At 45.6% G+C, this 13,922-nt stretch carries 12 protein-coding genes and 2 tRNA genes; all 14 read right to left on the bottom strand.

Annotated features, from left to right (window positions below; genetic code table 11):
* Nucleotides 1–37: 37 nt before the first annotated feature.
* Nucleotides 38–2,518 (bottom strand): stage II sporulation protein E, encoded by a 2,481-nt coding sequence (gene spoIIE / locus JOJ89_RS00415; protein WP_029286087.1) that lies wholly within the window; start codon nucleotides 2,516–2,518, stop codon nucleotides 38–40.
* A gap of 266 nt (nucleotides 2,519–2,784) precedes the next feature.
* A tRNA-Glu gene (locus tag JOJ89_RS00410) sits at nucleotides 2,785–2,856 on the bottom strand.
* Between the two features lie 9 nt (nucleotides 2,857–2,865).
* Nucleotides 2,866–2,942: transfer RNA gene (locus tag JOJ89_RS00405), tRNA-Met, on the bottom strand.
* Between the two features lie 170 nt (nucleotides 2,943–3,112).
* Complete coding sequence (locus tag JOJ89_RS00400; RefSeq protein WP_029286085.1) at nucleotides 3,113–3,565, bottom strand: S1 domain-containing RNA-binding protein; 453 nt, start codon at nucleotides 3,563–3,565, stop codon at nucleotides 3,113–3,115.
* 81 nt (nucleotides 3,566–3,646) lie between these two features.
* Entirely contained in the window at nucleotides 3,647–4,027 is a 381-nt protein-coding gene (locus JOJ89_RS00395; RefSeq protein ID WP_029286083.1) for a septum formation initiator family protein, read from the bottom strand.
* Nucleotides 4,028–4,039: 12 nt separating this feature from the next.
* The gene (yabQ, locus tag JOJ89_RS00390; RefSeq protein WP_029286081.1) at nucleotides 4,040–4,669 is read right to left on the bottom strand and encodes a spore cortex biosynthesis protein YabQ; all 630 of its coding nucleotides are present in this window, start codon (nucleotides 4,667–4,669) and stop codon (nucleotides 4,040–4,042) included.
* A complete protein-coding gene (yabP, locus tag JOJ89_RS00385) occupies nucleotides 4,666–4,971 on the bottom strand; it encodes a sporulation protein YabP (RefSeq protein WP_029286079.1) in 306 nt (101 codons plus the stop codon). Before yabP ends, yabQ begins: the two co-directional genes overlap by 4 nt.
* Before the next feature lie 82 nt (nucleotides 4,972–5,053).
* Nucleotides 5,054–5,317, bottom strand: a complete 264-nt coding sequence (locus tag JOJ89_RS00380; RefSeq protein ID WP_029286077.1) for an RNA-binding S4 domain-containing protein — start codon at nucleotides 5,315–5,317, stop codon at nucleotides 5,054–5,056.
* An 18-nt stretch (nucleotides 5,318–5,335) separates the two neighbouring features.
* Nucleotides 5,336–6,799 (bottom strand): bifunctional methyltransferase/pyrophosphohydrolase YabN, encoded by a 1,464-nt coding sequence (gene yabN / locus JOJ89_RS00375; RefSeq protein ID WP_203289322.1) that lies wholly within the window; start codon nucleotides 6,797–6,799, stop codon nucleotides 5,336–5,338.
* A gap of 20 nt (nucleotides 6,800–6,819) precedes the next feature.
* On the bottom strand, nucleotides 6,820–8,412 hold the full coding sequence (locus JOJ89_RS00370; RefSeq protein WP_203289321.1) for a putative polysaccharide biosynthesis protein: 1,593 nt from the start codon (nucleotides 8,410–8,412) through the stop codon (nucleotides 6,820–6,822).
* A 160-nt stretch (nucleotides 8,413–8,572) separates the two neighbouring features.
* Nucleotides 8,573–9,109, bottom strand: a complete 537-nt coding sequence (gene spoVT / locus JOJ89_RS00365) for a stage V sporulation protein T (protein ID WP_029286071.1) — start codon at nucleotides 9,107–9,109, stop codon at nucleotides 8,573–8,575.
* 188 nt (nucleotides 9,110–9,297) lie between these two features.
* A complete protein-coding gene (gene mfd, locus JOJ89_RS00360; RefSeq protein ID WP_029286069.1) occupies nucleotides 9,298–12,834 on the bottom strand; it encodes a transcription-repair coupling factor in 3,537 nt (1,178 codons plus the stop codon).
* A 138-nt stretch (nucleotides 12,835–12,972) separates the two neighbouring features.
* On the bottom strand, nucleotides 12,973–13,203 hold the full coding sequence (fin, locus tag JOJ89_RS00355; protein ID WP_029286067.1) for an anti-sigma-F factor Fin: 231 nt from the start codon (nucleotides 13,201–13,203) through the stop codon (nucleotides 12,973–12,975).
* 63 nt (nucleotides 13,204–13,266) lie between these two features.
* The gene (gene pth, locus JOJ89_RS00350; protein ID WP_029286065.1) at nucleotides 13,267–13,824 is read right to left on the bottom strand and encodes an aminoacyl-tRNA hydrolase; all 558 of its coding nucleotides are present in this window, start codon (nucleotides 13,822–13,824) and stop codon (nucleotides 13,267–13,269) included.
* Between the last annotated feature and the right edge of the window lie 98 nt (nucleotides 13,825–13,922).

The following is a 13,922-nucleotide window of genomic DNA, read 5'->3' as shown; positions in this document are numbered from 1 at the left end:
TAAAGAGTTTTATACTCTGAAAGAAGGCTTTAAAGCGTTAAACCGCCCCTTGCTTTTTAATATGTTTTGCAGTCGGAATGGATGCCCATTTCGGTGTATTATGGTCGACTTTGGCAACGACAACGGTCATATCGTCCTCGATTTTCCCGCCCCGTGTCCGGATAACCTCCTCCATAATTAAATCTGCGACCTCCTGAGGATCCATTGTCTCAAGCTCTTTGATCTTCCGTTTCATCCAAAGATCGTGATTCTCTACATGCTTCGGCCCCTCAAAGATGCCGTCGCTCATCATAATCAGCAAATCTCCCGCTTTCAGCTGTTCTCCCACAACTTCCACATCAAACTCATCAATGATGCCCATCGGAAGATTGCTTGCCTGTATCTTCATGATCTGGTCTCCGCGTTTAATAAAGCTTGGCGTAGAACCGATTTTCAGAAACTTGCACGTAGCATCCTGCAAATCGACAATCGCAAGGTCAAGCGTGGAAAAGATTTCATCTGTCGTTCTCAGGGACAGGATGGAATTGATCGTTTTAATCGCTACCTTTTCTTCAATCCCGGACTGAAGGATTTTCTGAAGCAGCTTGATGGTTTCATTGCTCTCAAAATGGGCTCTTACTCCGTTTCCCATACCGTCGCTGATGGCAATCGCATATTTGCCGAAACCAAGCTCAATAGTTGAGTAGCTGTCTCCCGAAACAAGCCCTCCCCCTTTTGCCGCATGGGCGACACCCGAATCAACCCGATACGTTCTCGAAGACCCGAACGATACATGACAGTAGCCATTCGGATAGCTTGAGCATTCCTCATGTTTCACAATGACGGATTCCTCCAGAATATCAGAAAGCATCGGAGCTATGATTTTTTCGCACTCCCCGTGGCCGTTGCAAAACGGGATGCTCATTTCAATATCGACATTTCCCTGTTCGAGACTGTATATATCAACGTGCCCTATTTCGATGCCAAAGCTCTGAAGCGCTTCAAGAATCTGCTCCTCCTGCACAAAATGATTCTCCCGCTCACGCTTGATTTCTTTTGAAAAATCCTCCATGACCTGAGACACCCCAAGCAGCTGTTCAGCTACAAGCCGCCTGCTTTCCTGCACTTGCTGCTTCAGTTTTTCGTTTGCATCATAATAGTTGATTTCCTGCTCAATAGCCTCTTCCACCTTTTTCGGTTTTGAGCAGTACTTTTCAAACTCTTTTTTCAGCTTGCGGTTGCTGTGATACGTATTTTCTTTGCTTTCATCCATAATGGCCTTCATAAACTCATAGGTTGTATCGAAATTCTGTACCCAGCACCTTTCTTTTTTAAAGCAGGTCTGGCACGTTTTTTCGGTAATCGTGCTCAAGAACAAATCTGTTCCCCGCTGGTCTTCTGATTCTTCGCTTTTTTCATAGAAGGTGGCAAAGCTTTCAGAAAGAGCATAAAAAACCTGGGAGAACTGATCGACTCTGTGCGCGGTCACGTCCCTGATTTTCCGCACATACTGCTGCTGCTCCTGGGTGTGTTCGTTCGTACCCGGAATGTGCTTGGCAAGCTTATTGGTGATCGCCTTCGGGGTCAGCAAAAACAGGCCGATGGCAATAACGGACTCTGTCAGGTTTTTCATCAGATCTGTTGAACCCTCTCCGTAAAGGGTGATAAGCAGCGATCCAATCAGGAGGCCGATCGCCGCCCCAAACTTCTGCCCTTCTTTCAGCAGGCCTCCAAGAAGCCCCGAAAAAGCAAGGAGGCTCATCTGATATAAATTCCCTACGTTTGCCAGGCTCAAAATCAATCCCGTTACTACACCGACCGTACAGCCGATGCTTGAGCCCCCGATAAAGGCAAACAGCAGGACGATATAGCGAGAAAAGATGTGCTCAGCCTGAAGCTCCTGATAAGTGACGCCGACAAACCCTGTCAGGACAGAAGCCAGAAGAATCATGATGCAGATAATTTCTTCTATTTTAAGTGACTGCTTGTGCTTCTTTGCAGTAAGAAGAGGCAGACTCTGAAGGAAGATGAGCGACAGAATAAAGGCAAGACCGGACTCGACTCCTGCCATCATATAATCGTAAAGAGTAAGCGGGCCCTGAAGATAAAAGTACCCGATCCGTGTAAGCATCATAGAAGCAAAGACAACAAATGGCAGTGCCTTCATCTTGTCTTTGTAAAGAATAGATGTCAGCTTTTTCATCACCAGGAAGACGAAGATTGAGGCGGTGACAAAGAGAGAGGTTTGCCAGGAGATGGTGGCTGCTCCTCCGATCAGAGCAAGCGAAGCAAAAAGTGCTTTATCTTTTTTCATCAGCAGAACGGCTCCGAAAAACGGCAATGCAAACGGAAGCACCTCTGTCAGAATTAAAGCCCGTCCAAGAAGAAAGCCAATCAGCACAAACAGCAGGCCTCTATGTAAAAAAAGAAGCTGCATTCTTGTCCCAAAACGGTTCAAAGAACGATTGAACCACTGATGCGTTCTTTCAAGGCTGACTTCGGTCATCGGCTCGATTACCCTTCTTTCTACCTTTTCCATATTTTCATTCCCCCGTTTTTTGATATTACGGCTATTATATAAAAGGCTCAAAAAAGAATTTGTCAAACGAGGGGCCGGTATACCAAGAAACGTTCGACTGTTTTTTTGAATAGCGACAAAATGCACGAAAAACAGGGTCATTTTACAGGAAAAGGGGGTAAGCAGTCTGAGAAATGAGTCGCAACCGGGGGAAATGGCAGGAAACTGAAAGGAAAAATCCATATAAAAAACCCCGGCTCTCGATATGAGAACCGGGGTTTACAAGATGACCCGTACGGGATTCGAACCCGTGTTACCGCCGTGAAAGGGCGGTGTCTTAACCGCTTGACCAACGGGCCAGTTAAAAATGGTAGCGGCGGAGGGAGTCGAACCCACGACCTCACGGGTATGAACCGTACGCTCTAGCCAGCTGAGCTACACCGCCATTTTTATAAGCCATTTGTGTTAGGCACAAGATATATAATACAAAGGATTGTCCCTTTCGTCAACAAAAAGTTTAAAAAAGTTTTCAGGAGCCCTTTTTTCCATAAAAAAAGAAAGCACACGCTCATGTGCTCTCCTGACGATTAAGCATTTATATCAGATAGCAGCAAGTTAACCTCTTCTTGCTCCGCGACCGCCGCGTTTTGATTCCGTGTTGCGTTTTAGAGATGATAAGCGATCCTCGCTGTCTTTAAGGAATCTGCTCATTTTTTGCTCGAAATTCTCTTTAGGACGGAACTCATTTGTATTTGATCTTCCTCTTGGACGATCTGGGCGGTTTGGACGGTCTGAGCGGTTCGGGCGGTCTGGACGTTCTGGGCGCTCAGGACGATCAATAGCTTTCTTGATGGATAAACCGATTTTTCCGTCTTTCTCTACGTTGATGACTTTTACAGTAACTTCGTCACCTACTTTTAAGTGATCGTTAATATCCTTCACGTAATTATCAGCGACTTCACTGATATGGACTAGTCCTGTAGTGCCGCCAGAAAGCTCTACGAACGCTCCGAAATTTGTAATGCCCGTTACCTTACCTTGCAGCTTGCTGCCAACTTCTATCGACATAAAAAAAATGCTCCTCCTTAATAAACATAAAAACTCATTATAGTTAATTATACATAATGTAAAAATCAAGTGTCAACAACACTACTCTTTACCTTTTTTTGGCAAAGAGAAGATAATTTCGTTCTCATCCGATAAAAAATAGTCGCGGCGGGCGATTTTTGCAATATAATCATCGTCGTTCAGCTTCACAATTTCTTCTTCGAGCACCTTTTCTTCTTTCTCAAGTTCAGCAAGCTGACTCTCAAGCTTTTTCTTTTCTTCTGCCTTTTCTTCAATGGCGCTTGATTGGGAAATCAGGGTCGAAAGCACAATAACAGAAGTTACAGCTGCAATTAATCCAAATAACGTCAGCCGTCTGATAAGGCCGCGTTTCCGCCGTTTCATGATCTGGTCTTTTCGCTCCTGCTGCTGCACGTACTGTGACTGAAGCTGGGTAATTTTCCGTTCTTTAGCGAGACTCATCCATTAGCCTCCTTACTTCTTCTTTTTCCGTAAAATCCATAAGTTACCACACATATTCAAGATTTTCAAACAAAATCCTGCCGCTTTTTTGAAATAATTGTGAAAGAATTTCCGTATGCGAACAGGAACAAGTTTAAGCAATCCTTTCAGTATCCAAATGACAGGAGCCATCAGCACTTTAAGCGTTCCGAATATCAGCCTGCAAAGCCATTTTACCAACTTCCACAAAAAGATGACAAGTCCGGTGACAATGGCAATGAGCAATTTTGTCAGCCCTGTGACAGGCTTGACCAACATGAAATCCCCGATTCTTAAAGCTGTTCTGTACAGACCGACAGCAAACCTTATCATCCATTCCAAAACAGCCAGGTACATTTTTTTCAAAAGACTCTGGTAGGCAGCATATCCGCACAGCAGCGCAAGGAGAATGTATACCCTGAACTCGCCTTCATTAACCTGGAGAAGAACGTAAAATAAAAGAAGGCCCTGAAACAGCCAGAAAAAGACGTCATTTATAAACACAATCCATTTTGCTCTTTTTGACCGCATGAGGAAACGGCTGTATGTATCAAGGGAAACTCCGATAAAACAGCCGGATCCGACCATGCTGAGCATGGTAAGGAATTGAACGGACAGCGTCATTTAAACAACTTGCTAAAGAGCCCTTTAGCTTTCTCCGTCTGTTGGTCATCAAGGTAGACAAGGTCAAAAACTCTCCCTTTGATGGAGACAATGCCTTTGTCGACATCCAGGTTTTTCATTTGCAGATTTTCCCCGCGAATGGCAAGTGCGCCCATGACCGTCTCAAGAAGAAACTCTTCGTTGTCAAAACTTTCTACATGGGTTACGCCTGTGATGTCCAGCAGCTTGCGGCCTCTCATAATCACGTCATGCTCCTGGATGGTTCCTTTAGACTGTGATCCATTGTCATAATATTGATTCATAGCCAGCCCCCGCATTCTTCTTAGAAATATTCTTATCTATTTCTATGAGAAAGGGAGGCAAAATAGAACAAGCCCCTGCTGACTATTCTTCGCTTAGCTTTTCTTCCTTTATGATTGTGAACATGCCGGCTGCATCTTCTTTCTTAGAAGAATCCTGGAGTTTTTCGACCTTGGCCGTAATGCGTTTTTGTCCGAAGCGGATTGCAAGTTCGTCCCCTTCTTTAACAGTTGAACTGGCTTTTGCAACCGTTCCGTTCACAGTAATCCTGCCCTGGTCGGATACTTCCTTTGCAAGCGTCCGGCGTTTAATTAATCTTGATACTTTTAAAAATTTATCCAGTCTCATGATTTAAGCACTCCCCTTTTACAGGCCCTTTTGTTTCGCTTCATTCCAGTAAGAGTCCATTTCTTCTAAAGACATGTCCTCAAGCGGTTTGTTCAGCTCTTCAGCCCGCTTTTCAATATATTCGAATCGTCTTGTGAATTTATGGTTAGTAGACGTCAGCGCTGTTTCTGGCTCTACGTCATAAAATCTGCCGATATTCACGAGTGCAAAAAGGATGTCCCCGAATTCTTCAAGCACTTTTTTGGAATCCGCTCCTTTTGCCTCGTGTTTGAATTCCTGTATTTCCTCCTGCACCTTGTCCCATGCAGGGTTCACATCATCCCAGTCAAAACCTGCCTTGGCCGCTTTTTTCTGAAGATGAAATGCCTTTGACAGGGCAGGCAGTGAAGCTGCTACAGATTTTAGGAACGGCTCCTTCTGCTGTGAGCCTTTTTCGGCGCGCTTAATCTCCTGCCAGTTAGCAAGGACTTCTCCTTCATCACGGGCCTCTGCCGTCCCAAAGACGTGAGGGTGTCTCCGGATCATTTTATCCGTCAGCGTCCGAATCACATCATCTATGGAAAACATGCCTTCATCAGATCCGATTTGGGCATGCAGCATAACCTGCAGCAGGACATCCCCGAGCTCTTCAACCATGTGGTCGTCGTCCTCTTCGTCAATCGCTTCGATCAGCTCATAGCATTCTTCAATTAAGTACCGCTTAAGAGAGCTGTGTGTCTGCTTTTTGTCCCATGGACAGCCGTTTGGCCCCCGAAGCTCGGCAATGACTGAACGCAAAGTCTGAAATTGATGATTCAGCTGCTCTTCTTCTTTTATCGGAGGAACATAGACACTTGTTAAATTATCCACTGCCGCGGCTCTGTCCAGTTCATACAAAGGGACTTTAACAATCTTTTCGTCCCGTCCTCCGGCTGCCGTGACGATCATCACTTCATACTCATCAGGCAGATCTTCCATCAGCGTCAGCTTTACTTCAGAAGCAACCATCTGATCATAGACCTGGCAGATAATCAGGTGCTGCCTGTAGTTCAGCTGCTCTCTTTTCATCGAGAGGCCGTCCACCATCTGAAAGCCGTCAATCGGATCGATTCCAAGTGCTGTAAATGTAGGATCCAGGAAGCTTTGTCCTCCTGCAATCTCAACCTCATACCCTCTTTTTCTTCCGTTTTGCAGAAGATATTGAACGGTTTGCTCTGCAACAAGGGGATGTCCGGGAACAGCATAAACAATGTCCCTGTCATTCGCTTCTTTATATAGCTCTTCTTCAATTATTTTATATACATCACCGAACTGGCTGTTTTCTTCATAGACAGAATCAAAGGACACAAAGCCTGGTAGCTCTGCCCCAAGCTCTGCAACAACAGGATGCTCCTTTGTTCTTAAGTACAGCGCAGATGCTGAAGTGAGTCTGCGGTATACCCCAAGCGGCATATGGCTTGCGTCAGAGCCGCCAAGTCCGACAACCGTAATCTTCCTGGCCATATATTCATACCCCGTTTCCTTTATTTTAAAAACGCTCCGAGCTTCTTTCCGCCCGGAAAAGCTTCAAGTTCTTTTTGTGTAAAAATAGATAATTTCAGGATGGAAATCAAGTAGATTGTACCACCGAATAAAGCTCCGCAGAGAGCCCCTGCTGATGCGGCCAAACGGTTTCCTGCCATCCAGCTTTCTGAAAAAAGAGCCGAATAGGCAAAGAGAGCTCCCATCATAATAAGCGCTGCAGCCGCAATCTTTCCTGTATTCACCCTGCCGGCGAGCCTATACCCTTTCGACTTCAGGTAGCCGGCATTCAGTCCCGCAATCACACCATAAGCCGCAACAGTGGCAAACGCTGCGCCTGCCGTACCAAACTCCGGAACGAGCAGTTCATTCAAAGCTAGTTTCGCAGCGGTTCCAATCAGGACAGCAAATGCAGGGAAGACCGTATAATTCAAACCCTGGAGTATGGCGGTGAGCGTCAGAGAATAGGAAGTAAAGATGACAGACAGGCTCAGAACAGCAAGAACCTCTGTCCCTGATTCATTTTTGAAGAGCATAATATTCAGCGGTTCCATAATCATAATCAGACCGGCTGATGCACCTGCTCCGACTACGGTACAAATCTTTAATGAAGCTGTGATCCTTTCAGAAATAACCGCATGATTTCCGCTCCGTTTAGCATAAGCAATCAAGGGGACGAGCGAGAGTGAAAAAGAAGTAGCAACAACGGTTCCAAGCTGAATCAAAGGCTGGCCCCGATCGTAGATCCCTTTCATTCTTTTGGCATCAGACATCTCAAAGCCGTTTTTCAAAAGCTCTGAATACAGCTGCATGGCATCAATCAACTGAATAAAAATAATCATCAGGCTGGTAATCGAAATGGTTAGGGAGTGCTTAACCAAATAAGAAAGGATGTGTGACGTCCTTATTGAAGAGTCATTTTTCCCGAAAAAGGAGACGCCCCTTTTGTCTTTTGACAAAAAAACGGCCAGCAGAATGAAAGCGGCAAATCCTCCTGTAAGAGAACCGAAAAGGGCTCCTTGTCCTGCTTCATACAATGAGTACCCGTTATTGATGAGCAAGTAGGAAAAGAGGAGAATCGTCAAAACTCTGATTCCCTGCTCCGCCACCTGGGATACGGCAGTCGGCAGCATGTTTTCCTCTCCCTGAAAATAGCCTCTTAAAATGGATACAAACGGAACAAGCAAAAAAGAAAAAGAGATTACTCTGATCAGCGGCGCAAGCTCAAGGTCCCCCATGAACGAAGCCAGCTGATCGGAGCCTATGTATAAGATCAGATAAAAGATAAGTCCCGCTGCAAATAAAAACAGAAAGGACACCCTTAAAATTTTCGAGTTTGAAGAAGCATTTCCTTTTTCTCCGAATTCAATCATCATCTTAGAAATGATGACCGGGAATCCCGTCGTAGCGAGCATGATGGCTATTCCGTAAAATGGATAGACCTGCTGGTAAATATAAAAGCCGATGTCTCCGACTATATTTTGATAAGGCACACGGTATGCCGCACTCATGATTTTAATAAGCAGAGCTGCAATGGTTAATACCGCTGTCCCCTGCAAAAAAAGATGTTTTGATGGCCCGGAACGGACGTCCATCGTCCAATTCTCCTTCCATAGTAAGCTAACCGAGCCTATTATATCACAAGAAACTCCCTTCAAATCTTAATCAGCGGCCCTTTTTGTCTATTTTTCCCTCTTTCAGGCATAAGAAAAGGCAGCAAAAGCTGCTGCCTGATTAAAACGGTATAAATAAAGACTATTGTTCCATCTGACGGGCTAAAAAGCCTGCAGCTGTTTCTACTGCTTTATGTTCTACTTCCCCAACAGACTGATCCTTCGAGAAAATGACAACCGCCCCGATTGGATCTCCATTTGCAACGATCGGTCCGACTGTGAACGATTTAAGTTCCTCTGCATTGCCGTCGATAAGCTCGATGCTGCCGCCCTCGGTATTCAGCAAAGAGCTGCGGTCCTCCATTGCTTTTTCAACCTGCTCGCTGATGTTTTTGTTCATGTATTCCTTCTTTGAACCGCCTGATACTGCTATGTAGGTATCACGGTCACAAATGAGGACTGGATGTCCAAGGCTGTCATACAGAGCGTCTGCATATTCCTTTGCAAAGTCACTCAGTTCACTGATCGGGGAATATTTCTTTAAGATAACTTCACCGTCGCGGTCTACAAAGATTTCAAGCGGATCTCCCTCACGGATGCGCAGAGTTCTGCGGATTTCCTTTGGAATCACCACGCGGCCTAAATCATCAATACGTCGTACTATACCAGTTGCTTTCATCTAATGCTGCCTCACTTTCACTTGATGATTGAGTAGTTGATGATTGCTTGCTCGCAGGAACTCTTTGCAACAACCACCATTTCTTACGGATAGTATCCTTCAGCCCTGCACGCAATATACACAACATCAGTGAAATTTTCTTGATTAGGCAGTATTTTCTTCTACAGCTTTGACAGTCAGAGGCAGATCTAAACCCCTTTTGCAGAAATCTCTTCTTTTTTTGCTGATCCAAGACCGTTCAGCAGTCCTTCAGCGATCTTGAGCCATTTATCAGGCTTAACTCCCTTAATCTGAATCGTCATCTTCAGGCGTTTCCCGTCCATGCCAAGACCGACCGCGCGTCCATATTGATTGCTCAGATCAAACAGCTTCTGGCCGTCTACCTGCGCGCTTGTCTCTTCGCTTACATAGATGGACACCGTGTCCTTATCCTGCTTGATCATCTCCACTTTTTCCTGAACGGCGAACACTTTAAGCTTGGCAATCTGCATAAGGTCATTTACTTCCTGAGGATAGTCCCCGAAGCGGTCAATGATTTCCTCCTGCAGCTCTTCTAGATCGGCAAGAGAAGAGATTGCTCTAAAGCGCTTGTAGATGTCGATTTTCTGTCTGCCGTCTGAAATGTATGTTTCAGGAAGGTACGCATCGACTTCAAGATCGATTTCAACCTGGAACGGCTTTTCTTTCGGCCCTTCCACACGTCGCTCTTCAATGGCTTCTTTCAGCATTTGAGAGTACAGGTCAAATCCGACAGAATCAATAAATCCATGCTGCTGGGCACCAAGCAGATTTCCAGCTCCGCGGATGGAGAGGTCCCGCATGGCAATTTTAAAGCCTGAACCAAGCTCCGTAAATTCTTTGATCGCCTGCAGACGTTTCTCTGCCACCTCTGTCAGAACTTTATCTTTCCGGTAAGTGAAATATGCATAGGCAATTCTGCTTGAACGTCCGACCCGGCCTCTAAGCTGATAGAGCTGAGAGAGGCCCATCTTGTCTGCATCATGGACAATCAGCGTATTTACATTTGGAATATCAACGCCGGTTTCAATAATCGTCGTACTGACAAGCACATCAAATTGTCCGTCAAGGAAATTAAGCATGGTTGACTCAAGTTCATTTTCCGTCATTTTCCCGTGTGCATAGGTCACCCTTGCGTCAGGAACAAGCATGGAAATCTCATCTGCTTTACGGTCAATATCATCCACTCTGTTATAGAGGAAATAGACCTGTCCGCCGCGTGCAAGTTCCCGCTCGATGGCTTCGCGGACAAAACCGCCGTTGTATTCAACGACATACGTCTGAACCGGAAACCTGTTTTCAGGCGGCGTTTCAATTACAGACAAATCACGCACTCCGAGCATGGACATGTGAAGCGTCCGCGGAATTGGTGTAGCCGTAAGCGTAAGTACGTCAATGTTGGCTTTCATCTGCTTGATTTTTTCTTTATGCGTCACGCCAAAACGCTGTTCCTCGTCAATGATGAGGAGCCCAAGCTCTTTATACAGCACGTCTTTTGAAAGAAGGCGGTGGGTACCTATCACCATATCCACCGTTCCGTTTTTAAGACCTTTTACGGTTTCATTCATCTCTTTTCTCGTTTTGAATCTGCTTAACAGACCGATATTAATGGGATAGTCCTGAAAACGCTCACGGACTGTTTCATAGTGCTGCTGGGCAAGAATGGTCGTAGGTACAAGCAGTGCGACCTGTTTGCCGTCAGCAACCGCTTTAAAGGCAGCCCTGATGGCAACCTCCGTCTTTCCATAGCCCACGTCTCCGCACAACAGCCGGTCCATCGGGCGTTCCCGTTCCATATCATGTTTAATTTCATGAATGGAGCGAAGCTGATCATCGGTTTCCTGATAAGGGAAAGCGGCTTCAAACTCGCGCTGCATTTCGCTGTCAGGTGAAAATCCGTACCCAACGCTTGCTTCACGCTCAGCATAAAGCTTGATCAAATCATCTGCGATATCCTGTACAGACGATTCAACCTTCCGTTTTACACGCTTCCAGTCACTGCCGCCAAGTTTATAAATCTTAGGCTCTTTGCCTTCTGATCCAACATATTTCTGGATAAGGTCAATTTGCTCAACAGGAACATACAGCTTGTCGCTTCCCTGATAGCGGATGTGAAGATAATCCTTGTGAACGCCGTTGATGACAAGCGTTTCAATTCCGAGGTACTTCCCGATCCCGTGATTGACATGCACGACATGGTCGCCGACCTGAAGCTCTGAATAGCTTTTAATTCGTTCAGCATTCGAGATTTTCTGGCTTCTCGGCTGCTTTTTGACCCTCTTCTTAAACAGCTCCTCCTCCGTTACGACTGCAAGTTTTTGCATCGGGAGTTCAAAGCCTGTCTGAAGGTCGCCCTCCATCATGTACAGATTGCCAAGCTTGGGTGTCTCATTTTTCTTTAAAAAGGCAGCATTAATTTCGTAGTCACCTAAAACAGCTTCAAGCTTTTTGACCCGCTCTTCTGTTGCGCCAAGGAAAACGACGGAAAAATTCGCTTTCTTCCAGCGTTCAATTTCACTTCTCAGCACATTCATCTGCCCGTGGAAATTCTGCATCTGCTTGCACGAGACATTAAGAATGTTCTGAGGGCTGGTATGCGGGACGTGGCGCACAAACAGAGAGAGATAGACCAGCGGATGCTTCGTCTTTGTCAGCACATCTGAATAGTCGTGCGAAAGCTTGATATTGTTCACGATCTTCCCGTGCTCAAGCAGGCTTGTATACCAGTCTGCCTCTTCTTTTTCAAGACTCTCATACATTTCCTGTATCCGGCTGATCTCATCCATTACAACAATGGTCTGCTCCGGAAAATAATCTAGTAAACTAGCAGGCTGCTCATAGAAGAAGGTGAGATATTTCACCATTTCCTGATTAAACTGACCGTTTCTGAGCTGTTCAAGCTCATATCCGATATTTTCAGCAAGTATTTCTTTTTGCTTATCGTCTTTAAGGCGTTTCAGGCTGTATGCAAGCGCCTGTTCCAGCTTTTCAATGCATTTCTTGATTCGCTCCCCGTTAACAACAAGCTCTTCTGCTGGTCCTATATGGATCTCTTTCAATTTTTCAATCGAACGCTGATCTTCGCTGTTAAAAGTGCGGATTGAATCGATTTCTGTATCAAACAGCTCGATGCGGACAGGATACTCTTCTGTCAGCGGATATATGTCGATAATCCCTCCGCGCAGACTGAACTCACCCGGCGAAGAAACCATACCGGCCCTCGCGTAACCCATTGTCACCAAAGAGGCGAGAATTTCATCCAGGTCAAGATCCTGACCGAGCTTTAGGTGAAACTGATTTCTTTTCCATTCTTCTTTTGGCGGCAAAAATCGTCTCAGTGCCGCAATCGGTGCAACAACCACTCTCTTTTTATCTTCTGAAAGCTGGTTTAAAACATCCATACGCTGCGCTTTAAGCTCAGGGCTTGCTATCGCAAGCTCAGATGCAATGAGTTCGTTAACTGGGTAGAGAAGCACCTGATCGCCGGCAAGGTTCGTCAGGTCCTCATAAATTTTCTGAGCCTGAAAAAGGTTATGGGTGATCACAAGGAGCGGTTTGTCTGCATGCTTAAAGAGCGAAGAAGTGAACAAAGAGCGTGCAGACCCCGAGAGCCCTGCAACAAGCTGCTCCTTTAACCCTCCCTGTATCCCCTGTAAGATGGTTTGAAAATCATCATTTTCATAAAAGTAATGCTGCAAACTTTGCAAAAGTGGAACCTCCCCGTTCGGCAGTGTTTCAGCCGTTTATCTATCCGAATGAAGCAGGACAGGGATTCTGCCGTCTTTCTCCCTGCCTGCCAACTAACAGAAAAATGCCTTGACTTCATAACAAAGCCAAAGCGTCGCTTATTGAATAAATCGCTGCAGCTGGTGATAGTCCGGATTGCGTTCGAGCGCTTCCTGACAATCCTCGCAGATGGTTTTTACTTGAATATCGCCATTTTGTTCATAGGAGATCATCTCTCGTCTCTCTTCCTGCGACAGGTGCTGAAAACCCAATTGCTCGCTGTATACTGAAACGCTCTCAATTGTTCCGACCTTAACGCCGCAATGGCGGCATGTATAGTGTAGCGCCATTTTAGCCCCTCCTGGAAAGGTTTTAGTTACAGTATGAACCTTCAGGGGGGCGCTTATACTAAATCAATTGTATTTGTTCATCACTTGAAGGAAAGGCTCTTTAATAAAACTCTCGCATGCATCTGCAGAAAGAGCGACTGCATCCTGAATGCTCGGCCACTCTTCTTTTCCAAAAGAGCCAAGCACGTAATTGGATACACTCATCCCTCCTGAGGGACGGTCGATCCCGATTCTCACGCGGTTGAATTCCTGTGTATTCAAATGCTGGATCATCGACTTGATTCCGTTATGTCCACCGGCACTCCCTTTTGTTCTCAGTCTGACCTTCCCTGCCGGCAGATCTAGGTCATCATAGATGACGGCGAGATCCTGGTCATCTATCTCATAATAGTCCATTAACGGCCTGATGCATTCACCGGAGAGATTCATGTAGGTAAGTGGTTTTAATAATATGACTTTCTCTCCCGAAACATGCCCCATTCCGTAGATCCCGTTAAATTTCGTGCGGTCAAGAGGGATGCCGAACCGTCTGGAAAGCTCGTCAATCGCGATAAAGCCTACGTTATGACGTGTGTTTTCATATTGTTTTCCCGGATTTCCGAGTCCAATGAAAAGTTTCATGATTGTACCTGCCCATTCTTTAAGCCAAACGGCTCTTTGTCAGTATGCCCATCCATCCGGAAGGACCTTATGTTAAAAATCAGGCGCCAATGAAGCCC

Source organism: Metabacillus sp. cB07 (assembly GCF_016839225.1).
GTDB lineage: Bacteria > Bacillota > Bacilli > Bacillales > Bacillaceae > Bacillus_P > Bacillus_P indicus.
This window is presented reverse-complemented; position numbering and strand designations above follow the sequence as displayed.